This is a genomic window from Corynebacterium sp. HMSC076G08, assembly GCF_001811515.1.
GTDB classification, from domain to species: Bacteria; Actinomycetota; Actinomycetes; order Mycobacteriales; family Mycobacteriaceae; genus Corynebacterium; species Corynebacterium hiratae.
On sequence record NZ_KV805022.1, the window covers coordinates 17,182 to 40,215 of the forward strand.

At 62.0% G+C, this 23,034-nt stretch carries 18 protein-coding genes, 1 tRNA gene, 1 other RNA gene and 2 pseudogenes; 17 read left to right on the forward strand and 5 right to left on the reverse strand.

Annotation, left to right across the window (positions count from 1 at the left end; translation table 11 throughout):
- Window positions 1-5: 5 nt before the first annotated feature.
- From HMPREF2806_RS03820 to HMPREF2806_RS03840, 5 genes are read left to right on the forward strand one after another with little or no spacing between them, the layout of a single operon-like run.
- Window positions 6-2,435: a SaeA-related protein gene (locus HMPREF2806_RS03820; RefSeq protein WP_070516321.1), complete on the forward strand. Its 2,430-nt coding sequence runs from the start codon at window positions 6-8 to the stop codon at window positions 2,433-2,435.
- Window positions 2,436-2,437: 2 nt separating this feature from the next.
- Window positions 2,438-4,120: a GAP1-N2 domain-containing protein gene (locus HMPREF2806_RS03825; RefSeq protein WP_070516323.1), complete on the forward strand. Its 1,683-nt coding sequence runs from the start codon at window positions 2,438-2,440 to the stop codon at window positions 4,118-4,120.
- Between the two features lie 18 nt (window positions 4,121-4,138).
- Window positions 4,139-5,098, forward strand: a complete 960-nt coding sequence (locus HMPREF2806_RS03830; RefSeq protein WP_070516325.1) for a hypothetical protein — start codon at window positions 4,139-4,141, stop codon at window positions 5,096-5,098.
- The gene (locus HMPREF2806_RS03835) at window positions 5,098-6,108 is read left to right on the forward strand and encodes a TRAFAC clade GTPase domain-containing protein (RefSeq protein ID WP_070516327.1); all 1,011 of its coding nucleotides are present in this window, start codon (window positions 5,098-5,100) and stop codon (window positions 6,106-6,108) included. Before HMPREF2806_RS03830 ends, HMPREF2806_RS03835 begins: the two co-directional genes overlap by 1 nt.
- Complete coding sequence (locus HMPREF2806_RS03840; RefSeq protein WP_070509678.1) at window positions 6,105-6,608, forward strand: hypothetical protein; 504 nt, start codon at window positions 6,105-6,107, stop codon at window positions 6,606-6,608. Before HMPREF2806_RS03835 ends, HMPREF2806_RS03840 begins: the two co-directional genes overlap by 4 nt.
- 18 nt (window positions 6,609-6,626) lie before the next feature.
- Here HMPREF2806_RS03840 and HMPREF2806_RS13430 read toward each other — a convergent pair whose 3' ends face one another.
- A complete protein-coding gene (locus tag HMPREF2806_RS13430; RefSeq protein ID WP_049157807.1) occupies window positions 6,627-7,937 on the reverse strand; it encodes a hypothetical protein in 1,311 nt (436 codons plus the stop codon).
- Window positions 7,938-7,995: 58 nt separating this feature from the next.
- On the opposite strand from HMPREF2806_RS13430, the gene gluQRS reads away from it, so the two are divergent.
- The 6 genes and pseudogenes from gluQRS to HMPREF2806_RS13435 all read left to right on the forward strand — a co-directional run bounded on the left by gluQRS (window position 7,996) and on the right by HMPREF2806_RS13435 (window position 12,664).
- On the forward strand, window positions 7,996-8,928 hold the full coding sequence (gluQRS, locus tag HMPREF2806_RS03850) for a tRNA glutamyl-Q(34) synthetase GluQRS (protein WP_070509699.1): 933 nt from the start codon (window positions 7,996-7,998) through the stop codon (window positions 8,926-8,928).
- Between the two features lie 69 nt (window positions 8,929-8,997).
- A complete protein-coding gene (locus HMPREF2806_RS03855; RefSeq protein WP_070509680.1) occupies window positions 8,998-10,569 on the forward strand; it encodes a cation:proton antiporter in 1,572 nt (523 codons plus the stop codon).
- A gap of 48 nt (window positions 10,570-10,617) precedes the next feature.
- Entirely contained in the window at window positions 10,618-10,953 is a 336-nt protein-coding gene (locus HMPREF2806_RS03860) for a hypothetical protein (RefSeq protein ID WP_070509682.1), read from the forward strand.
- Window positions 10,954-11,226: 273 nt separating this feature from the next.
- Complete coding sequence (locus HMPREF2806_RS12970) at window positions 11,227-11,592, forward strand: VOC family protein (RefSeq protein ID WP_083306500.1); 366 nt, start codon at window positions 11,227-11,229, stop codon at window positions 11,590-11,592.
- A gap of 216 nt (window positions 11,593-11,808) precedes the next feature.
- Window positions 11,809-12,281: pseudogene (locus HMPREF2806_RS03865) on the forward strand (IS256 family transposase); the annotation flags it as partial.
- A 140-nt stretch (window positions 12,282-12,421) separates the two neighbouring features.
- Window positions 12,422-12,664, forward strand: coding sequence for a hypothetical protein (locus tag HMPREF2806_RS13435; protein ID WP_128081864.1), 243 nt, complete (start codon window positions 12,422-12,424; stop codon window positions 12,662-12,664).
- A 458-nt stretch (window positions 12,665-13,122) separates the two neighbouring features.
- Here the strand turns inward: HMPREF2806_RS13435 and HMPREF2806_RS03870 are convergent.
- Window positions 13,123-13,211 (reverse strand) — tRNA-Ser (locus HMPREF2806_RS03870).
- A gap of 167 nt (window positions 13,212-13,378) precedes the next feature.
- Between HMPREF2806_RS03870 and ffs the strand changes: the two genes are divergently transcribed.
- From ffs to recR, 6 genes are all read left to right on the forward strand, one after another.
- An RNA gene (gene ffs / locus HMPREF2806_RS03875) (signal recognition particle sRNA small type) lies at window positions 13,379-13,477 on the forward strand.
- Window positions 13,478-13,558: 81 nt separating this feature from the next.
- A complete protein-coding gene (locus HMPREF2806_RS03880) occupies window positions 13,559-14,830 on the forward strand; it encodes an aspartate aminotransferase type Ic (protein ID WP_070516329.1) in 1,272 nt (423 codons plus the stop codon).
- 85 nt (window positions 14,831-14,915) lie between these two features.
- On the forward strand, window positions 14,916-15,392 hold the full coding sequence (locus HMPREF2806_RS03885; RefSeq protein WP_049157816.1) for a suppressor of fused domain protein: 477 nt from the start codon (window positions 14,916-14,918) through the stop codon (window positions 15,390-15,392).
- 32 nt (window positions 15,393-15,424) lie between these two features.
- On the forward strand, window positions 15,425-18,088 hold the full coding sequence (locus HMPREF2806_RS03890; RefSeq protein ID WP_049157817.1) for a DNA polymerase III subunit gamma and tau: 2,664 nt from the start codon (window positions 15,425-15,427) through the stop codon (window positions 18,086-18,088).
- A 57-nt stretch (window positions 18,089-18,145) separates the two neighbouring features.
- The gene (locus tag HMPREF2806_RS03895) at window positions 18,146-18,526 is read left to right on the forward strand and encodes a YbaB/EbfC family nucleoid-associated protein (RefSeq protein WP_046648833.1); all 381 of its coding nucleotides are present in this window, start codon (window positions 18,146-18,148) and stop codon (window positions 18,524-18,526) included.
- Between the two features lie 114 nt (window positions 18,527-18,640).
- Entirely contained in the window at window positions 18,641-19,297 is a 657-nt protein-coding gene (gene recR, locus HMPREF2806_RS03900; protein WP_010190001.1) for a recombination mediator RecR, read from the forward strand.
- Window positions 19,298-19,308: 11 nt separating this feature from the next.
- Here recR and HMPREF2806_RS03905 read toward each other — a convergent pair whose 3' ends face one another.
- From HMPREF2806_RS03905 to HMPREF2806_RS03915, 3 genes and pseudogenes are all read right to left on the reverse strand, one after another.
- The gene (locus HMPREF2806_RS03905) at window positions 19,309-20,088 is read right to left on the reverse strand and encodes a type 1 glutamine amidotransferase (RefSeq protein WP_049157819.1); all 780 of its coding nucleotides are present in this window, start codon (window positions 20,086-20,088) and stop codon (window positions 19,309-19,311) included.
- Window positions 20,081-21,370 (reverse strand): Mur ligase family protein, encoded by a 1,290-nt coding sequence (locus tag HMPREF2806_RS03910; protein ID WP_049157821.1) that lies wholly within the window; start codon window positions 21,368-21,370, stop codon window positions 20,081-20,083. Before HMPREF2806_RS03910 ends, HMPREF2806_RS03905 begins: the two co-directional genes overlap by 8 nt.
- Window positions 21,371-21,781: 411 nt before the next feature.
- Window positions 21,782-22,948 (reverse strand): annotated as a pseudogene (locus HMPREF2806_RS03915) (DNA polymerase III subunit epsilon); the annotation flags it as partial.
- Window positions 22,949-23,034: the final 86 nt, after the last annotated feature.

Genomic DNA, 23,034 nt, shown 5'->3' on the forward strand with positions numbered 1-23,034 from the left:
CGTTGATGACACACAACCCGAAACCTTCGATTGCGGATGTGCCGCTGAGTGAGCTGAGGACGCTCCACGAGCTCAAGCGCGTGAGAGCCGATGATGTGCGCGACGCCGTATCAGCACCGTTTAGGCAGTTCGCTGAACAGATCGCCGCCACGTTCAACGGCGAAGAGGTAACGCATCCGGAGCTGAGCGCGGAGGCGCGCAACGCTGCGGTGACGCAGGAAGAACGTGCCGCGCGTGAACGTGCCGCGCGCGAGCGCGCGGCACAAGAAGAGGCCGCCGCCCGAGAGCGCGCAGCACGGGAGGAAGCCGCTCAAGCCGAGCGTGCCGCGCGCGAGCGCGCGGCGCGAGAAGAAGCGGCACGAGTGGAGGCAGCCCCGGCATTTCCCCAGCCACAGCAGTCACAGAAGGCACAGCCTGCGGCAGCAGGTCCGCGCGACTTCTTCGCTGAGTGGGAAGCACTGCAGGCTGAGGAGGAGCAAAAGACTCAGGTCAACGAAGAGGACTACATCACTATCCCGGGCTTCGGTATCCGGGCGGAGTATCAGTACCGCCAAGAACCAGACTGGGTTCCACCGGGCATCAACTTCGAGGTTGAGGTACCGCTTGAGGCACAGCCGGAACAGGATTCTCAAGAAGAGCCTGGCTATGGCGTGGAACCAGAACCGGTTCCAGAGGACACCGACCAGCGCCATCCGGTGCGCTTGTGGTGGCCCGAGCTGGACCACACACCGGATGAGGTCGTCTTCTACCGAGTGGTAGCCGATGATTCTGAGATGGTTGCCTCACCCGACGCGGGCGACACCCTCGTCTACACCAAGGGAACCGCCTACCGTGACCACACCCCGGGCGAGGCAGGTCTGCGCCACTACGCGGTGTGGGCCTACAAGGGCCGGGACCTTCGTGAGCTCATCAACAGCCAGCCGGTCTTTATGGGAGACACCGGCGTGGTTTTCCCACCGGTCAACGTCCAGGTTTCCACTATCAAGGGTGCTATCCAAGTGTCCTGGGACCTGCTGCCGGGGCACTCGAGCGCCATGGTTTATGCGTGCCGGGATAGTGAGAAGGAAAAGCTGTCACCGCGCTTCGAACAAGACGTGGATAGCAGCGGGCGCAAGGCCACCATTCCGGTGCAGGAAGCCGGGCAGACCGTGGTCATTTCCCTGCTGGGCCAAGCGGAGTTTCACGGCGCTACCGAGCAGAGCCAGGACGAGGTTGCCGTTCAGCGTTCGGTGAAGCTGGCTAGCGAGCTTGAAAAACTGGAGCTTTCACGCTGCGAGCGGCGCAGCGACTATGGCCAAGATTCCATTGAGGTGGACTGGTATTCGCCCAAGACCGGTGAGGTAAAGATCTATCTCACGCCGACCGCCCCGCAGGCGGATCTGCGTACGTCGGCGGTGCCGAAGACGTATGTCGAAAGTGCGTTGTCGAGTGCTATCAGCGAGACCCGCGGCGTGTCTGAGCCGGGCTCCTTCCAAACCACGACGGTGCCGTGGCCGCCGGATTGGTACGAGGTCTATATCACCCCAGTGAACTTCAACGACGCTGATGCCTGGGTCGGTGAATCCAAGGTGTTGCAGCGCGTGCAGTCCATCGAGGATGACCAGTTCCGGCTGATTGAGCGCGTGGATAGCCAGCTCGTCACTTTCGACTGGCCGAAGGGCGCGACCGCCGTGGAGTACTCCACCAACCGCGAGCACGATCAGATTCGTGAGGAAGACTACGACCTCCAGGGAGGCATCCGCCTGCACCTGGATCAGCACGGCGATACCGTGCGGCTGCGGCCCTATGCGGTCTTCGCCGGTAAGCGCACCGAGGGAAAAGAACGTGTGATTCAGTACGAGGGTCTGCGCCCGGTGACGTATGACTTCGAGGTCGATTACTCCCAAGGCCAGGTCCGGGTGTTCCTCTGGAGCTTGGGCAACGGTGATAAGCGCCAGTTCTCCTGCCAGGTGGTCTACCGTGCTGACCGTCTGCCGCTTTTCCCCGAAGACGGCGAGGCGCTTGGCATCGTGGAAACCAACCTGCAGAGCACCACGCACGTTGCTCATGGTTTAGGTCCGATGCGTGGGCAGCATCCGGATTTCACGGTGTCAATTGGTGAGCACGTCCAGCGCGGGGGTTTTATCCGCCTCTTTGCGGTTGAGGGCTTTGACAGCCACGTTGATAGTTCTTTCGATAGCTTCGGCGGGCAGGATGCCTTCAGCAGTTTCTCCGAAAGCTACAGCGACCCCGCCCCCACGCTGAGCGCACTGGATAAAGCCGTGGTGGTGGAAGGCGATGTGTCCTACAGGCTGGTGCTGTACCCACCAATGCAGAATCAGACTCCCCACTATGACCAGAACTACGGTCAGCAACAGTATGAACAGCAGAGCTATGACCAGCAGAATTACGGTCTAGATTACAGCCAGGACCAGTACTACCAAGGGGGCCAGTAGGTATGGGCGGCGCATTTAGCTATGCATCATTCTCCCGCGCCAACGGCCGCGCCGGCGGCTGGGGAGTAGGGCAGAAAACCGGCGATATCACCCAGGAGGAGTTGGCCGAGCTGGTGTCCTTCGTACCGACATCACTCAACAACGGCACGACGATCCCGGATTTTCCCTCCGCCCAGCAGCGCGCGGAGCTGGTCCGCCGTACCGCGGTTTTCGCGTTGACTCCTGAGGCAGAAAAGTGGGTCACCATGGTGTCTGTCCCTGCCGGGCTGGATGCGACCGGCCGCGGCGGCAACGTCTTCACCTACACGTCGATTTCGCGCACAGGAACCCCGCCGGCACCGGCGACGGTCCTGTTTTCTCCTGACGTTCCAGCGCCCTTTTCCATCTATGAGGTGGATAAGGTGCAGATACCGGAGGAGATCTCGGCGCGCGGCCCGCTGCACTCGGATGTGCTGCTGGAGGAATTCCTAGATGGGGAGTTCCGCCACCCAGACAAGCTTCCCGCGCCGTTCAAAGCGGTGAGCCCGAACCCGAACCCAACCTTCAACCGCGCAATGGTATCTGCCATGGCGACGGTGTTGAACTCCCGCAATGGCTTAGTCATCCTTGTCGCGCCCGACAACCAAGCTGCGTTGTGGATTGCTGCCACCGCCCGCGAGGTGGGAGAGGACGGTTTCGGGTTCTCCACGTTTGAGAAGGCAGCTGCCATCAACGAGTTCCCGCTGAGCACATCCACCATGCTAGTGGTACCGCCCAGCGAGAAGCAGCGTCTAGCGGAGACAGCGATCCCCGGCAATCCAGTCGTGTTTGCGCTTGATGAAGCCCTGCCAGACGTCAGCGCTTATGAAGCACGTGCTGCGGAAGAAGCTGAGGCTGTGGCCCCGGAGCCACAGGAGGAGCAGGCTGAGCAGGGTACTGCGGCCGACACCACACCCGAGCAGGCCACCACACCGAGCTTTGATGATTCCTGGGGCAAGGATCCAGCGGACTTTGGGGCACCACTGACGGAGTCCTCGCCTTTTGCGGCGTCGGCCGAATCCCCGGCAGGCTTTCCGCCGAATCCGCTTGATAGCCCTGCGCCGAACACACCGCAGGAGAACCCTTTCGCCGCCACACCGGAGGCCGCACCGGAACCCGGGGGAGAAGCATCCGCCGGCCAGGCGCAGCCACAAGTAGCTACCGGCGGCAATGCCAACGTTCCTGGGCTCAGCGCCGAGGAGTGGCACAAGCTGCGGGAATTCGATCCGCGCTGGTGGATCGAGCACCTTGATGTCAACCGCGGACGCTCAATCCAGTTGGCCTACCTTGATAAATCTTCGTTGGGAGAGGGGCTGGACAAGGTGTTGATGTCCGCGATAGTGGCCTCCTGGGTGTTCTACTTCCCGCGGGACTTCAACCTCTTGGCAGAGGACGCACTGCAGCCTTGGGAGAACCGCGAACTCGAGCACATTGGGTACCTCACCGCTACGCATTTTGCGGGAGTCATCGCGCTGGAGCATTGCGAGCGCTACGCCACGGGGCGCGTCGCCATGTTGCTGGATGGTACGACACAGTTGCTGGCGGAGCGCTCAGCTCCCCTGCAGCAACGACCGGGGCCAGCGCAGTTTGCACAGCACACAGCGTGGCAGCACCGAGGCGCAGCTCCCAATGAGCACGGGCGAAACACGGGATTCCACGGAAGGTAAGAGAAGGAAAGAAGCGTCATGGCTAAATACACACTGCGGGACGGCGAGTCCCGCCGCATCGGCTCAGACGGCATCCTGCGCGTCGAAGCCTTCGAGATGGGAACCGGCGGCGCCTCGATGGAGCTGGCGATCCTGGGGGAGGGCGTTGACGCCGTGCGCGTCCACGATCTCTCCCTCATGGTGCACTCCCTTCCCGAGCGCGCCACCATCGTTGTGCGCCCGAAGGGGAATGAGACCTTCGGCCTGCGCAGCGAGGTGCGCCTGACGGTGAGCAACGCGGGCGACTCGGTGACGTTCCCGCGCGTGCTTATCGACGCCGCCGAGGACTCCGCCGAGCGCCTCGCCGAGGTCACCCCGGAATCCGGCAGCTACCGTCTGGAAGCATTCGGCACGACCGAGGGCGCCGGAATTACCGACTCCGCCCGCGAGGTGCGCTCCAAGATGCGCCGCGCGGAGCTGGACGTCGCTGGCCTCGATGCCGTTACCGTGGTCGTCGATGGTTCCGCCTCCATGCAGGTCAACGTCACACCGAAGATCGTTGAGGCGGCCGCCAAATACATCGATGCGCTCTCCGATGCCTTCCGGCACTTCCGCGCCACCGACGGCCAGGACAGCATCGAGACCCACAAGGTAGACGAGCTCACGCGCTTCATCGCGGGCGTTATCGATAACGGAGCGGAGCGCGTCGGCCAGCGCCCCTGGCGCGGGCCGACGGTGGCTTCCACGGCCTCGCTCGCCATCTACGTCACCGATTCGCCCGTGGCCTCAATGCTGGAGACTCAAGTTCCCACCGTCGTGCTCATCACGAGCGCCATCGGGCGCCAGGAGCTGGAGCTTGCGCACATCAACGGAACCCCGGCTCATGTGGCGTACGCGGTGATCGACGGGGACGTCGTCAAGCAGCTCGATACCGGCGCCAACACGGAGCTTTCGGAACTGACCGATCGCGTCACCGCCATGCTGAAAGAGAGGAACTAATGAGCCAGGCACGTTGCCCGTGGACCTTTAAACCGCTCGAGTATGGTGTGACGGTGAGCCCGTACACCAACCGCGAGCTGCCGCAGGGATGGACCGACGCCGTGACGCATTGCGTGGCCATGGCCGGTGCGCGTAACTCCGGTAAGTCGCTCTACACCGCAGTGATGATCAAGCAGCTCAAGCAGCTGGCGCACAAGCACAATCGCTCCGTCCAAGCGGCGGATGAATCCACGCGCGAGCGTTACGCGGAGGTTTATGAGCGGCCGCTCTTTGAGGAGATGCGTGCCATGGACCCCACACCAAGTGCGGTGGCTACCGACGCCTACCAGCGCGATCCGCTGATTTTTGAACTCGGTAAGTGGCCGGATGAGCAGGGCCGCGAGCGCATGAATTACCTGGTCTTCCGCGACGTGGCGGGCGAGGACTTGGAGAACCCTCCGGAAAACGAGGCGGACCGGGAGAACCTGGCGTTCTTCTCGCACGCGGATTTGGTGATTTTCCTTTTCGATCCGCTCCGCGTGCAGCAGATTCAGGATTTTATCCACGGCCTGATTCCCAACATTGGTGAACTGGGCGCGGACTCTTTGCGGGTCCTGGATAACCTGCTGGATTTGCTCGATACGGATACCCCGCCGCCGCTCGCGGTGACCATCTCGAAGTTTGACACGGTGCAGAAGCTAGAGCAGGTGGATGACGTGCGGTGGAAGAAGCTCATGGCCAACCGCGGTGCTGCCTTCCGCCGCGACACCGGGTGGAATTTCCGCGATTCGGACCGTTGGATGGTTCACCTCGAAGCGGAATCGCTCTTGCGCTTCTTGGGCGCCAACGATCTGATCAACAAGCTCTATTCAGCCGCGCCGCGCGATGGCAGCTTCTTCGTGGTCTCCGCCTTGGGGGAGGCCCCGACGGGCCGCCAGCTGGCGCGCAGCGGCATTGCGCCCTATCGCGTGCTGGATCCCATCCGCTGGCTGCTCAGCCGCCGCGGCGTTTTTGTGCAGGACGTGTCATGACTTTCGGCAGCCCGCAGTCCCCAGGAGCACCGCAGCCGGGCTCGCCTGCCGGGACCGCGCCGGACTATCGCTATGGGCAGGTCAGCGACACCGTCCGCCAGGCCCGCCGCGCCGCCGATATGAAGGCACAGTGGGCACCGTGGCCGCTGAAGGTCGCAGCGGTGCTGGAGATCTTCATCACCAGCTACGCCGTCTACAACATCTGCCGGCTCGTGGCCTTTGAAAACAGCCCGGCGGCGGTAAGCCGCACGGACCAGCTCTCCACGGAGCTCGGCGTGCTGCTGGGCGTGCTGGTCCTTCTCGTGTGTGTCATCACGACCTATGTGCTGCACGCGCAGCAGTCGGCGCGGATTGCCTTGACCGCTATCAGCGCCATCGTGGTATTGCTCATTCCACTGAGTTCGGTGATGCCCGCGTCGATCGTCTCCGCGGCAGTCATCGTTCTGCTGTGGTTGCCGGCGAACCGGCAGTGGTTTGGTGGGCAAGAACGACAGCGTTAGGCCTTGTACGCGTGTGGCTTAGGCCTTCTTGCGCAGTTCCTCGAGCGCGCGGGAATTGCCCGCTGCGGCAAACAGGTTAAACGCAAAGTGATACATGTTGCGCGCGCGGTCTGCCGCGTTGGCGGCGGTGTAGCGATCCCCAAGAAGCTCAGCTACCTCCGCCATGGCGTTTTGCTCCGAAGACGTGGTGGCCTGGGACGCGGGGTGCTTCTCCAAGAAGTCGAGCAACACCTGGGTGGATTTAAACATGTCCTGAGCCTGCGTGCGCAGGCTCTCGGAATACAGAACGGTCCACTTGGCGGCTACGGGGAGGCTCTTGAGCTTCGTGGAGTCCACATAGCGTGAGGCCAGGATGTCGTAGGCCTCCTCCGGATCGCGGTGGCGAACATCGAGGGCCACGGTCTTGAGGAGGGCGTGCAGCTCACCGTCGAGGTCGCCGCAACGTTGGTACTCGCGGGCAGCGGCGGCAAAGCAGGCCACGCGCTGCTCTACATCGTCAGGGGAGTGTTGTGCGGCATCGCTGTAGAAGCGGGCCAGCATGGGCGCTGGGAGCTGCTGGTAATCCTCGTCGCTGCGTGCGTTGGAGAGGATGGTGAAGGACTGCGCAGCCACGCGTTCACAGTCGGCGGCAGAGTTGGATGCCCAGAGTGCGCCCACGGCCGATTCGAGGATGGCTTGAAGGATTGCGGCCATCGTGGCACCCGCTCCGTCGAATTTGCCTCCGGTCACAGCGTCGTTGACAGCCACGAAGTCGGCCGCATGCGCCTTTGCATCGCCGTTCTTTGCGAAATCTAGAAGTTCCTGCAGATCCGAGAGCGACGTCGTGCTGTCGGGGCTGATTGATGCATTCTCGCTAGCGGGGGCGGACTCGGAGAAATCCTTGTGGCTGGCCGCGGTGCGAGCTGCGGCGATCTCGCCCAGCGCGGTGTCGTCACCAGCCGCTGCTGCCTTGGCCGCAAATTTCTCTGCTTCTTCGGTGTTGTCGTTATCCAACCATGCGCGGGCCACACGCGTATAGCCAGTAGCTACGAGAGACGGCTGCCCGGTCAGCGCTCCAATCGAGGCAATGGTGAGGGAATCGTCGATGTTCTCGATGGTGCCAGCAGCCACGCGAAGTGTCTCCCGCGCCTCCAAGTAGTGGGCGGCAGGGACGGCATCCTCCGCACAGCCTTGGAACGTGTCGTTGGACAGCACGCGGTCGATCTGCTTGTCAATGTGGGCGGACTCAACGGTGGGAAGAGAAAGCCCCGGCGCCTGGGCACGCGCATAAGCGAGCATACGCTCGGCGTCGGCAGAATCAAGCAGGGGATACGTCGCGTCAGAAGCCATGGGGGAGATTCTAGTAGAGGACTCCGACGCGCGCGGGCCTCCTCGTAGACTGGTGGGCATGGATTCTCTCAGCCCCGCCGGGCGCTATGCCCCGAGCCCGTCCGGCGATCTGCATCTGGGTAACCTCCGCACGGCGTTGCTGGCTTGGCTCTACGCCAGGAGCAGCGGGCGCCGCTTTCTTATGCGCGTGGAGGACATTGACACGCAGCGCTCCTCGCGGGAGTCGGCGCAGCGCCAGCTGGAGGACCTCGCCGCGCTCGGCTTGGACTGGGATGGGGAGGTCATCTACCAGCAGGATCGCTACGCGGCTTATGAGAAGGCACTCGCCCAGCTTCCCACCTTTGAGTGCTACTGCTCGCGCAAGGACATCCAGGAAGCCTCCCGCGCCCCACACGCCATCCCAGGACAGTACCCGGGCACCTGCCGCGCGCTTAGCGACGATGAACGGGCCGCCAAGCGCGCCGAGCTGGCTGCTCAAAACCGCGTGCCAGCCATACGCCTGCGCGCCGACGCCTCCTCCTTCACCATCCACGATGCCCTCGCCGGCGAGTACACCGGGGAGGTGGATGACTTCATCCTGCGCCGTGGCGGCCAGCCCCCAGCGGATCCGAACCAGGGCATGGACTGGGCCTATAACCTGGCGGTTGTTGTTGATGATGCCTTCCAAGGCGTCGATCAGATCGTGCGCGGTGATGATCTACTGTCTTCGGCCCCGCGCCAGGCCTACCTGGCGCACAAGCTGGGCTATCCGGAGCCGGAGTTCGTCCACGTGCCGCTCGTGCTCAACGCTGAGGGTGTGCGTTTGTCCAAGCGCGATGGGGCGGTGACCCTGCGTCAGCTGCTCGATGGGCACGGTAGGGATGCGGGGGACGTCGTCAAGCTCTTGGCCCACTCCTTAGGGTATGAGGCCTCTTCCGTACAGGAGCTGTGCCAACAGTTTCAGCCGGAGAAGCTATCGCGGGAGGCCTTCGTCTGGGATGGCGCTGTGTAGCTCCTCCCCCTCGCCGGCTGTACAGCGGTAGTCTGAGAACAAAAAATTTAACGGAGAGAGAAGCTCAGCATGGAAGTTTTGTTTGTCCTTATTGGCCTGATGCTGTTGACCGTCATCGTCAAGGCGGTAGGGGACAAAATAGGACTTCCCTGGCCGGCGCTTTTGACTATCCTTACGGCGGTGGCGGTTTCGGTGTACGCCACTTTCTCGAATGGCACATTTGAATTCTCCGTGCCTGCTGACCTCATTCTTCCCATCTTCTTGCCGCCATTGTTGTGGGCGCTGGCAAGGAGAACATCGTGGGGTGTCATTCGTGAGCAGTGGATGACCATCCTGGCTCTGTCCGTGCTGCTCGTGGTGGCTACGACCCTGGCGGTGGGATTCACCGCCCGTGCTTTCATGCCGGGCTTGGGGCTCGCTGCCGCCATCCTTATCGGCGCCGCGATTGCCCCGCCAGATCCGGTGGCCGTCGAGGCCGTGGCAGAACCAGCCGGTATCCCGCGGCGCATCATTTCCGTGCTGCAGATTGAGGGCCTGTTCAATGATGCTGCGTCTATTGTGGCCTTCCACCTCGCCCTGGAAGCCGTGACGAGCTCGGGGGAGATGCACGCCGGGGAAGCGGTGACGAGTTTCCTCTACTCCGCGGCGGTAGCCACCATTCTCGGGCTCGTCGTGGGGCGCGTGTCTTCGTGGTTCGTCGGCGCGGTTCACGAGGTTATCGCTCGCAACGCGTTGACGTGGGTGATTCCTTTTGCCGTGTACATCGCCGCGGAGGAGCTCGGTGCCTCCGGTGTCATCGCTGTGGTGATTGCTGCGGTGGAACTGCACTCCCGCGCGCCGATTCAGGCGGAGGACCGCCTCTCCGGCCAGTCATTCTGGGAGACCGTCGAGCTACTTTTCACGGGTGTGGCTTTCGGCCTCATTGGCTTGACCGTGTTCAGCGCCATCGACGCCGCGGGTGCGGACCTCTGGCATGCGGTCATCATCGGCGTCATCCTGTCCGTTGTTGCCTTCCTCGTGCGCTTGGTGTGGATGTACGCCTTCTATCTCATTAATAGGCGCCGCGGGAAGCCACGCCTGGCGCCGCAGCGCCTGCAGGAAGTGCTGCTTATGACGTGGTCCGGCATGCGCGGTTTGGTGACTCTTGCGCTGGTTCTGTCTGTTCCAAGTGGTTTGAGCTTCTATAACGAGTTGACCGTTATCGCCCTCGTGGTGCTGCTCATGACCATGGTGATTCCCGGCTTGTTGCTGCCGTGGCTTATGCGTCAGCTCGACCTCACTACGTATTCGCAGGCAGCCACGGATAAAATGCGCGCGACCATTACCTCCCGCGCGCGTAAAGCCGGCATTGCTGCGATGCGCGCGAAGTATGAGGAACTGGACCCCGACACTGCGGCAAATATTGCCCAATGGTTTGAGGACCGCCTCGGTGAGGACGAGGACGGTGAGGACGCTACAACTCGTCTGCGCATGGCCATCGAGGCCCGTGAGGTGGCCCTCGCGGCACGGCGAACAGCCCTTGCCGGCGCCCAGCAAGAGTTGCTGCGCCTGCGCCGCGATAGGGAATTCAACCCGATGATTGTGGACGAAGTGCTTGCCGACGTCGACCGGATGTCCCTCGGCGCAAAGAAACACAGTTGAGGGGAGTGCTGATCCGTGACTAAGAATGGTGGCGAGAGGAGCGAATCAATGGACGCCTATGAGTACGCTCAGCTGGAAGACGGCCTGGATTATCTCTACGACTTCTTCGATGCTGACTTGGAGGAGCGCGTGCGCGCCGGGCGTGAGCTGCTGCCAGCGGGCATGGAGGACATCCTGGGTGATAGCACGCTGGATGACTACGTGTGGCTGTGGATCAAAGAACCTGGCCCCCGCGGCTTCCGCCAGTTCCTGCGCGATGGCGGCTATGGCGAGGACGAGGTGAAAGAGGCTTTCCTGCTCGTCCGCACGGAATGGGGCATGAATACCCCGCCACACGTGGAGTGGCTCAAGGAAGACGGCTTCGAGGCCCCCGAGTTCGATTAGGGGCGTGCAGCTGTGGGCGTTCGATGAGGCGCCTCCGTCAGCTGCAAAGGAACCAAAGTACTGGCACCTTATGCGAAACTCCGCATGCAATCACCTGGGGTTTTCCATCCTAGTCCCCGCAAATGGTGCCTTTACTTTGGGTCCTTTGCTTGAAGGCTTCAAGCCACCGCATGAAGAATCCAATAGCCTCGATTCCTAACACCGCACATGTGCAAAGGGGATTTGGAATAATCGCAACAAATCTTTGGCCCAGCGAGAAAGGTTATTCCAATCATGCGATTCGATCATTTGACAATCTTGACCCGCAATATCGAAGCCTCATGGGAGTTCTACCATCAACTTCCAAACTCCGAGGTAAAGCCATTGTCTGCTGGAGAAGGATATTTTGAAGTGTCGTTTGATGACAGCGTAATTGGCGTATTCGATTCTTCAGCTTTTGCTTCAGCCACTAACACTAGTCCGGCGACCCCCGGCGGAGCAGTAATCCAGTTTTCTGTCGAGGACGTCGACGAGTACTGGAGTCAACTTCCAGATTCCTATCGCGAGGCTTCTGCCTCACCGAAGAAAATGCCATGGGGTTCTTATTCCGCCTACATTTCGGATCCAGACGGAAACATCTTGGAGTTCTATACGTGGTGAAGTCAGTTTGCTGCTTCGCAGAAATCGGCTTCTGAGAATTAACGGCTTAAGGGACTTTTCGTGTGGATAAACCGATACGGATTCCCAAGGCAGCCTGGGATAATACGGTGATCTTGATTTTGAATCGGTTCCAACAGCCTGATCGGTGAAATCGACATCGGATAGCCATAGACCTGTGGTGGGAGGACTGCTGCTGGTGCGGTAATGCCAATTCATATGGCTAATAGGAATCGGCTGTCGTGCGATATGTGCGGCCACTTTCTGGTTAAGAACAACAAAACTGCGGCAGGACCCCAAGGCCGGCTATGCCCTCAGTGCAACGTTTTCATCGATTAACACCCGCGCACACCAGTGAGATTCGGCATTTTAAAATCTTTATTGACTGGGTCCTTTCTGGGGAATCCGCAGACCACTTGGCCAAACGCCTTGGGATAACAAGGCGGACTTTGACCCGGTGGTTTAAGCTGCTGTGGTTTATCATCGTGCCAACAGCAGCAGATCCCTATCGTGTCTATGACCAGCTCTTTATCGACGGCACCTACTTTCACAAGAAATTCCTGCTGGTAGCCTGCACCGAAACGCACGTCATCGCCCGACATTGGTGCCTGCGTGAAAGCTCAAACGAGTACCTGAAACTGCTCGACAAAATCGCGGAATCGTACATCGTTACCACCGACGGGTCGGGGGGAGTGAACCTTTGCTGATCGGGTGGTTGAGTTCCACAGTGCCGAGTAATGGCATACACCTATTTTCCCTTTCATGCACTCTTCAAGCCATAGAACCCGAGAAGAGTATACGAAAGTTCCAAATTTAGGTGGGGGGATCAATTGTGAGTAAAGAATTGTTATTCTCATGGGGATTCCTGCCTTCGGGCGATGACGGAAGTTGTAAGGAAGATGCGGAAATGAAACTATTTAAAGTCTTTACCCTTGTCATTCTCATTGCAGGCGCTTTGTTGTGTATAGCGGGCTTATTTTGGGAAACTCGGCTTACTAATCTTGGGCTTCCTATGGCCCTTCTAGGAATAGCTCTTTCAGTTGCTGCATCAGCTAAAAGGAGGAGTAAAGAGTAATAGGGATATGCTCAGTCTAGGTTTGTCATATAGAAAGACGCCGACTCATTGAAGACTGAGGTAGCGCCTTGCCGGTTGTTGTCTGTCAGCTCAAGCAAGTAGAAGCCCCTAGCGGCAAGGCGTAGGCGATTTCGGAAGAGATACCATGCGACAGCACGGTCGACATGATCACAAATGTTCCACCCATTCCTGGCTACCTCTTAGCCAAACAGCTCATGGGATATCTCGCTGTCCGCAGTCGTATCGACAATAGTCGCCTACGACTGCGGGAAACTCGGCCTACGTGGTTAAGAAGAAGACCACGCGCAACCCTAGGATTTGCAATACCAGCCGAAGAAATGGCCGAACTCCAAGGCTATGCCAACGAAATCTAAAACCGTGTTTCCACGACCGCTAGAATCGGCCACCTGCGCATGAAGAAAAGTCCCCTGGATGATGACATCCAGGGGACTTCCCAGTGGCGGAGGATAGGGGATTTGAACCCCTGAGGGATGTGACTCCCGCACGCGTTCCAGGCGTGTGACATAGGCCGCTAGTCGAATCCTCCGCTGGAAAACATTACATGAGCCCCCTAATGAAGCAAAATCGCCAGGTCAGGGCGAAAAAGTTAAGGATGTAGTGGCTTGAGGCGGAAAGCGCGCTTGGAAGCGGAGTGGGGAGCTGGGTGGTGGGGGAGCGGTTTGGCGTCGGCAAGCAAGGCGCGCTAGGCTAGACCGCAGGATTCCGCGTGGCGTCCATCCTCTGAACTCCCCCAGGGCAGGAATGCAGCAAGGGTCAGGAGGCTCTGGCGGGTGCGCGGGGTCCCCTTTTTATTTGTGTGCTTTCACACGGGGGATGTGACGGGGCGTTAGTATGGTTGCCATATGTCCGCACTACGTCCCGGAAGGAAGACGGATGTCTCTTCTTAATCTTGAAAAGTCCGAGCTTGATGAGCTTGCCGCGCAGGTGCGCAAGGACTACGAGGCCCTCAAGGCTGAGGGGTTGGATCTTGACTTGACCCGCGGTAAGCCGTCCAAGGCGCAGCTTGATCTGTCCAACGATCTGCTCGTTCTGCCGGGGCGCGGCCACTACACCGATGCTGCGGGTAATGACCTGCGCAACTACGGCAACCAGAAGGGCATCAAGGAGCTGCGCGATCTGTGGGGCAAGCTCACCAACATGGATCCGGAGCTCCTCATTGCGGCGGACTCTTCCTCCCTGAACATCATGTATGACCTCATCCTGTGGGCCTACACCTTCGGCACCAACAGCTCTGAGAAGCCGTGGTCCAAGGAAGAGAACATCAAGTGGATTTGCCCCACCCCGGGATATGACCGCCACTTCGCCATCACGGAGTCCTTCGGCTTCGAGCTGATTTCGGTGCCGATGGAAGAGGATGGCCCGGACATTGAAGCAGTGGAGGAGCTGGCCAAGGATCCGCAGGTGAAGGGCATGTGGGTAGTGCCGATGTTCTCCAACCCCACGGGTGCCGTCATCTCGGAAGAGAAGACTCGCCGCCTTGCTGCGATGGAGACCGGCGCACCGGACTTCCGCATCGTGTGGGACAACGCTTATGCCGTACACACGCTGACTGAGGATTTCCCGGAGATTCTACCGATCCTGGATATCGCTGCGGAAGAAGGCAACCCGGACCGTTTCTGGGCTATGTCTTCTTCGTCGAAGATTACCTTCGCTGGCTCCGGCGTGAGCTTCTTCGGCTCCTCCGAAGACAACCTCGAGTGGTACTTGGAGCACGCCGGTATCCGTGGCATTGGCCCGAACAAGATTAACCAGCTGGCACACTACGAGTTCTTCGGTTCCGCCGAGGGCGTGCGCGCGGTGATGCGCCGCCACGCTGCGCTGTTGGCGCCGAAGTTCGAGGCGGTTCTTCGCATCCTGGATAAGAACCTCACCCACCATGAGATCGCGGACTGGACCCACCCCAAGGGCGGCTACTTCATCTCCCTCAACGTGATGGAGGGCACCGCGACCCGCGTGTGGGAGCTGGCCCGTGACGCCGGCATTCTCCTGACCCAGGCTGGTTCGGCGTACCCATACGGCGAGGACGCCAAGGACCACAACATTCGCTTGGCACCGTCCCTGCCGCCGCAGGAAGAAGTCGAGGCAGCAATGGATGGCGTGGCCACCTGTGTGCTGCTCGCCGCAGTAGAGAAGCTGGGGGCATAAGGCAATCAACTCCGACGAGACGGCCTACTGGCTCGACCAGATCATCCCGGCTGACCTCGAGTTCAGAAATGTCGAGGGGCAGCGTTTGGGCTTAGCCTCGCTGGAGGGTGAGCAGTCCCTCGCGGTCACGTGTGGCTTCGCCGATGTCGACACCGGGCTAGCGCACGCCGAGCAAGGCATCGACGTGCGCTGTGAGCTCCTCACCGTCGCCCGCACCGGGCAGGTGGAGGTGGCTGCCGCAGTGAGTGCTGCGGCAGCGTTGCTCACGGAAGCCGCAGGCTTGTTGCCCGCGCAACCGGGCCTGCTCTTGCCCAAGCTCTTTGCTGAAGACGATGAGCGCTTCGCTCACTTGAGCGTGCGTCATGGCATGCTCATCGCCCCGTACCTGTGGGGCGGCCAGACCCCGCAGGTGGCGGAGGAGGGCCGCCTAACGCTGGTGTGCCAACTGCTCATGCTGAGCGACGCCGAGTATGCCTACGCCGTCGAGGAAGGCGTGCCGGCGCTGCAGCAGGCGGTGGCAGAGCAAGGCATCGATCTGCTGGATTGGCAGCGCTCGGAGTGACGTGTCGGGTTGAGGCGCTACACTGACTAACCGTGGCTCTTTACCGGAAATATCGTCCAGCAACTTTCGCGGAAGTGGTAGGCCAAGAGCAGGTCACCACGCCTTTATCCGCTGCCCTCGACGCAGGGCGCATTAACCATGCGTACCTCTTTTCCGGCCCGCGTGGCTGCGGAAAGACGTCGTCCGCGCGCATCATGGCCCGCTCGCTGAACTGTGAGCAGGGGCCAACGTCAACGCCGTGCGGGCAGTGTGACTCTTGCGTCTCGCTGGCCCCGGGTGGGCCGGGCAACTTGGATGTCACGGAGCTCGACGCCGCCTCTCACAATGGTGTCGAGGACATGCGTGAGTTGCGTGACCGCGCCTACTACGCGCCGGCGGAGTCGCGCTACCGCATCTTCATCATCGATGAGGCCCACATGATTTCCGCCTCCGGTGCGAACGCCTTGCTCAAGGTTGTCGAGGAGCCGCCGGAGCACGTGATCTTCATTTTTGCCACGACGGAGCCGGAGAAGATCATCGGCACCATCCGTTCGCGTACCCATCACTATCCCTTCCGCCTGCTGACCCCGCCGGCGATGAAAGGGCTGTTGGAGCGCACCGTGGCCTCGGAGAACGTCCACGTGGATGACACTGTGTACCCCATGGTCATCCAGGCCGGCGGCGGTTCGCCCCGCGATACCTTGTCCATCCTGGACCAGCTGTTGGCGGGCGCAGGCCCCGATGGGCTGACCTACGACGTGGCCCGTCCACTTCTGGGTGTCACGGACGTAGGCCTGCTGGATAACACGGTTGAATCCCTGGCGAACCAGGATAAGGCTGGGCTCTTCCGGCTTGTCGACGATGTTATTGAGGCCGGCCACGACCCTCGCCGCTTTGCCATTGACCTTTTGGATCGTTTGCGGGATTTGATGATCCTGCAGGCCGTCCCTTCAGCGTTGGAGGAGGGGTTAGTCTCTGCGCCGACTGACCGCGGGGAAGTGCTTACCGCCCAGGCGCAGCGCTTCTCCGGCCCACAGCTGGCCTACCTGGCCGAAACCGTCAACGAGCGCGTGTCCTCCCTGCGCGGCGCGACGTCCCCGCGCCTGCTCCTAGAAATCCTTTGCGCACACCTCATCGTTGGTTCAGCTCCTGCGGCGGCAACTGCCGGTCAGCTGCCCACTGCTGCCCCGCAGGGGGCGGGCGTGCAGACTTCCGCTCCCGCTGGGCAGGGAACTCCGCCTGCGCAACGCCAGCAATCTGCGGTCGCTAGCGCCCAGGATCCCGCTGCCGCCGCCGCAGCTATCATCGCGCAGCGTCGCAGCCGCCAGGCTGCAAAACAGGAGGCCCAGCAGCAGCAACCACAACAGCAACCACAGCAGGTCGAAAGGACCCAAGAAACAGCCCAGCAGACGCAGCAGACCCCAACCCCTGAGGCTGCGCAGCCTCAGGCACCGGTGGAGCGCCCTGCACAGCCGGAGGCGCAGCCTGAGCCGCAGTCAGAGCAGCCTGAGCAGCACCAAGAGCGACCGGAACACCAGCAACAGGAGCAGCACGAACAACCGCAGGAAGCGGAACAGCCGGAACAGCCGGAACAACAAGAACGGCAAGAACAGGCTCAAGGACAGCCACAAGAACAGCAGCCTGAGCCCGAGCAGCCTCAAGACCCAGCCGCGGAAATTCGCGGGCGTTGGTCTGACCTGCGGGCGACGATTGGGCGTCGGAACAAGGTCGCTGAAATCATGCTCGCCGAAGCCCGTGTCCTCGGCGTGCGTGATGACACCTTGGTTCTTGGGCACACCACCGGCGCGCTGGCGGAACGCATCAACTCGCCAGGCACCAACGAGGTCATCGTGACCGTCCTTAAGGAAGAGCTCAACCGCAACCTGAAGGTCACGTGCGTCATCGGCACAGACCCGAAGGCCCACGGCTTCACGGTGGCTGAGCCAGCCCAGCGCACCCAGTGGAACCCCAACCAGCCACCACGCGAGGCCGCCGAGCCCGACGAGGAGGCAGAGAGTCCGGAGACTCCGGACAACGCTACTGATTCGCACTCTTCCGACACTGTGCCTGCTTCCGCGGCAGCAACAGAATCTGAAAGAGGAGACAAGCCCAGCGAGTCCGAGGCGAAGGAACCCAGCAATGCCAGTGATGACCCGTGGGGTGCGCCGCGCCGGATCGGGCAGCAGGCTCCGTCTTCTGCAACGACGACGGAGCAGCCGCGTGAGGCAGCTGAGTCGCAGCCGCCGGCAGACCCGCGACCGTCGGCAGAACCACAACGTCCGGACGTCGCCCCGCGCGGGGCGATGGTGCCCCCAAAGAGGGAGGCCCGTGGTAGCCAATGGCGATCACGCATCGCGCAAGCGAGCCAAGTAGCGGCCCAGCGGGATGAAGAGTTTTCCAAAGTTCCCAAGTTTGGCAACGGCGTTCCACTGCCGCCGGAGCCAGGCCCGGAGGAAGGCGAATTCGAAGCCCCACCGGAGGAGTACGGTCCGCCGGCGGGGATGGGTGGGGCGTCGGAAAGCGCAGGCCAAGCGCCTGCCGCGCCGCAGCAGCCTGTGCCTCAGCAAGCTCCCGCTCCGCAGCCGGAGTACACCCGCGCGGATGAGGAGCGCGAGATGATGGAGGCCGCGCAGAATGCCGGCGAGATGGACCACCGCAACGCCACGGAGGTGGCCATGGAGCTCCTCGCACAGGAGTTGGGAGCGCGGCGGCTCTAGCGTGGCATCTGTACACTTGGCGCGTAGTGAAAATAATCGTGTGAAAGGATTTTTAGCATGACTGAGAACGACCCGATGCAGCAGGCAAATGACATGAACGAGATCCTGGCGCAGGCAGCCCGCGTCCAGGCAGAACTGCAGAAGGCACAGGAAGAGATCCTGGCCTCCACCGTTGAAGGCACCGCCGGCAACGGCCTGGTGAAGGTCACTATGACCGGTGGCGCTGAGCTGCAGAACGTTACCATCGATAAGTCCGTGGTCGACCCGGAGGACATCGATACCCTCCAGGACCTCATCGTTGGTGCCTTCAAGGAGGCCCACGCTGCTGCTGGCCGCCTGGCCCAGGAGAAGATTGGCCCGCTGTCCCAGGGCATGGGCCAGTCCCAGCAGAACTACGATGGTCCGTCCTTCCAGGATGTCTTCGGCGGCAACCAGTAATCCGCGCGTTAGACTTAAAGGCCGTTGTTGCTCTCTTCGTGGAGAGCAGCGCGGCCTTTTATTGTGTCCCCGGCCGTCGAGGTCTGAGGGGTTGTTGAGTGAGGGGAGCATTGCGTGTTTGAAGGACCATTGCAGGATCTCATCGATGAGTTCTCGCGCCTGCCGGGTATTGGCCCGAAGTCAGCGCAACGCATCGCCTTCCACGTGTTGCATCAGGACCCAGAGGAGATTGACCGCCTCCAAAAGGCGCTGGGAGCAGTACGCGATGGCGTGACGTTCTGCCGCATCTGCTGCAATATTTCCCGCGAAGAAGTCTGCCGCATTTGCATCAATTCGCAGCGCGATGCCTCCACCATCTGCGTGGTGGAAGAGCCCAAGGACATCCAGGTCATCGAGCGCACCGGCGAATATGACGGCCGCTACCATGTGCTGGGTGGCGCGCTCGACCCGCTGGCGAATGTGGGGCCGAAGGACCTCAACATCTCGCAACTGCTGCAGCGCCTCGGCGGCGTACTACCGGACCGAGAGCTTGCGGATTCCACCCCGGAGGAGCCGCTTTACGACGATTCCCCGGACATCACCGAGGTCATCCTCGCCACCGATCCCAACACCGAAGGCGAGGCCACCGCGGCCTACCTCGTGCGCTTGCTGCGGGACTTCCCAGGACTGAAGATCACGCGCCTGGCCTCCGGCATGCCGCTGGGAGGCGACCTTGAGTTTGTCGATGAGCTGACGCTCTCGCGTGCGTTGAGCGGCCGCCTGACGGTCTAGCGCGGTGCTTCCTAGCGCTGCGAGCGCGGCGGCTCCGAGGCGTTAAAGCGCTCGGTGCGTAGCTGGTCAATAGCCGGGATATCCAAGGGCTCGAGTTCGCTGAGCGCGATTCCCATGGCCTTGGCCAGCAACAGGTCCGCCAGCTGCGGGTTGCGCGCCAAGACCGGACCGTGCATGTAGGTAGCGATGACGCTGCCCTGCACCGCGCCCTCGGCGCCGCGCTGGACGGCCCTGTCGGAGAGGTCCAGGATGGCAGCGGTATCCGCATTGCCGGTTCCGCGCGTGAGCGTTCCCAGCGGCTGGGCGGCAGGCCCCAGGATGGTTGCACCCATGTGGTTCTCAAAACCGGTGAGCGGCTCGGTGAGCTCAGCGGTGATGCCGGCCTTGGTGGGTTCGGTGGCTACCTCGCCGATGGCGCGCTCGGCCATGGAGGCCGTGGTGGCGTCGATAAGCCCCACGCCATCCACCACGCGGCCGGACGCGCGGAAGGATTCGCCGAGCACCTGCAGGCCTGCGCAAATCGCCAGAATCGGACGCTTAGCGGCCGCCGCACGGGTCAGGCCGCCATCGGCGATGAGGTGCTCCGCGGCGAGGATCTGCGCGGTGTCCTCACCGCCGCCCAGGGTGTAGACGTCGAGGGACTCCGGCACCGGCTCACCCAGCTTGATGGGCACGATCTCTGCCTCGAGTCCGCGCATGCGGGCGCGCTGGCGCAGGACCAGGGCGTTACCGTCATCGCCGTAGGTGCCCAGGATATCGGGGAGGATGAGGCCAATCTGCAGGCTAGTCATTCGAATGCTCCTTTGCTGCTGCGGCGGTGAGGGCCTTCTTCAGATCACGGAAGGCGGTGTAGTTGGCCAGCACCTCGATGCGGCCCTCCGGGCAGGACTGAATGGCGGTGAGGGGATCCGGGATGAGCTCGTGCGAGATATCCGCGTAGACCAAACGCACTGCGAGGTCGGTGCCGCGCTCACCCGCAGCCTTGACTGGCAGATCGTCGAAGTCTTCGAAGCGCACGTCCCACAGCCAGGACATATCAATACCGTCGGCCACATGGCCGTTGGTGGCGATGACCAGGCCATCGGCCTCGCGGTCCACCATGGATAGCGCCTCCTGCCAGCCGGCCGGGTTCTTAGCCAGCAGCAGGCGGATGGTGCGGTTTCCTAGCGTGATGGTGGAATAGCGCCCGGCTACATCGTCGACGCTTTCCGCGGCGGCAATGGCCTTGTGGCGATCCACGCCGAAAGCTTCGACCGCAGCGGCGACGGCTTGGGCAGCATTGCCGCGGTTGGCCTGCCCCGGCAGGGCCAGCTGGAGCTTGTCGACGCCCCCCGGGCTCGCCAGCCCTTCCTCCGTCACTGCCCAGGTGGGGGTGGGGCGGCGGAATTCGCGGCCGTCGGCAAGCGGCTTGACCGCGTGCCAGTCCTCGCCTTCGCGCACGATGTGTCCTCCGGTGCGCGGGCAGGTGACGGATTCACCCATCCATCCGGCACCAGCGGAAACCCAGATGACGTTCTTCGCGTCATAGGCCACGGAGGTCATAAGCACGTCATCGCAGTTGGCGATGATGAGCATATCCGGGTGGGCCTCGACTGCGCCGCGCAGGGCCCGCTCGATCTTGTTAATTTCGCCCACGCGGTCCAGCTGGTCGCGTGAGAGGTTCAGCAACACCAGCGCGGTGGGGTTGAGGTTATCCGCGACGTGGGGAACGTGGAGCTCGTCCACTTCCAGCACTAAGTGACTCGCGTCCTTGCCTGCTAGAAGCGCGGAGATGATTCCGGCGTCCATGTTGTCGCCGCCATCATTGGTGGCCACGGAGTGCTCGGTGCGCACAGCGGCGGCGAGCATGCGCGTGGTGGTGGACTTACCGTTGGTTCCGGTCACCAGGATGGCTGGGCGCTGCTTGGCCAGGTTCTGCATGATGGTGGGGTCGATGGCGTTGGCGATGAGCCCGCCAATCATGCCGCCGGCGCCGCGGCCCGTGGCGCGCGAGGCAGTGGTAGCCAGCGTCGCAGCGGTGGTGGCAACCGCAGTGCGCGCGGAGGAGAACGCGCTTCGGAAGTTAAAATTCATGTTCCCCAGGGTAGTCGGGGGACGCTAGTTATCGGTGTTGCGGGAGCGGTTGTGTCCCGAGTTTTGTTGGCCCTGCTGGTTGCCATTACCGCGGCGGCCGCGCCCACCGCGGCGGCGACGCCTACGCCCGTGGTTTCCGCCTTTGTTTCGATTGTTGTTGCCAGAGCCCTGCGAACCTTGGTTATTAGCCGAGCCCGAGTGAGCAGGCTTGTCGCCTGCGGAACCCTCGGTTGAAGGGTTCTGGTTCTTCTTATCGTTGTGCCCTTGTTTAGCGGGCTGATGATTACCGGAAGATTTACGGCGGGAGCGGCGGCGATTCTTGTTCGTGGAGCGGTTGCGGTTGGACTGCCCACCGGAGCGTCCCTCGCCCTGGCGCCTCCCTGAGTTGCCCGCCCCACCAGATGTGGACTGCTCTTCGGGTTCCGTGGGTTCCTCGATGCGCTCGAGGGCCGCGAGGAAAGCGGTGTCGGACATCAGGGGAATGTTCTTGCGGTGGGCATGCATGGGCTTGCCCACGAGGTCCGTGGTGATATTGCAGACCACCAGGGAAGTCTCCCGGGTGAGTTTTTCTGAGTAGTTGAGCTCTTCCCGGGCGAGTGCGGCAATGATGGTGTCGGGATCCTCGGTGATCTCCGGGGCGACAACGATCTCCATGCCGCGGATGAGCTCCTTGCCGGGCACATACGGACCGGGGTTGTGATGCTGGCGGGGTGCTTCAGCAGCGTCGACGCGGACGTGGGAGCGCTGGAGCCCAAAACGATCCGCTCGCAGGTCATCCGGTGCTGCACTGCTGAGTGGGCCAGCGCTTTGCGCGCGGTAGAGATCCACGAGCAGGCGGGTTGCTTTGCGGGAGGTATCTTTTTCTGCTCTCTGTGCACGCTCGACGCTGGCCGTGGGGTCGGGTGCAGAAAGGCCGGTGTCACGCGCGACGGCCGCCAAGCGGATGTCGGTGCCCCACACGCTTTGGCGGCGGGCGGTGGCGAGGGTATCCACGATGGCGACTGGGGTGGGGACGTGTCCTACCTTGAAGCGGCGGCGTCGGCCCTTTCCCCGGTTGCGATTGCGCGCGCGGTTCTGGCGGGCAGCGGCGGTCATCGCACGGCGCGCTTCGGAGACGATGAATCCCCAGGTATAAGGGGTGTCGTGGACGATGAGCGTGCGGCCATCAATGAGCCGGTCCAGGGGCTTGAGCAGCATGGAGAAAGACTGCCCAGCCTGGATTTCTTCGACGCTTAACCCGTGGAGGTGCCGCGGTCCGGGGTCTGCGCCTGGGTTGATGACGGCGTGGAATTCCTGGCCGATCTCCCCAGCGGCGTTGAGAGTCAACGCATCCACGGTGAGCAGGCGGCCGGTCGAAGGGTGGATTCCGGTGGTTTGGATGGTCAGCGCCACGTAGGGAAAGGCGGCGAGAGCTTCCTCGCGGGCAGAGGCCTTGTGCTCCCTATCGGTCTGCTTCTTATCTGCCTGGTGGGGGCGCGGGCCCGGCTTAGGGGCGCCGGTGTGTGGTGACGCCGCGGCCGGCGTCTCTGCAGCGCTGAGCTGCGCTGCAGGCTCGGTGGGGCCGGGTGTCGTAGTCATTGTTCACAGTTTAGTACCCAACTGCGAGGAAGCTGGAAAGGGCACACGAGAGGGGGGTTGTATCCACTGAGTCGCGGTGAAGGTAA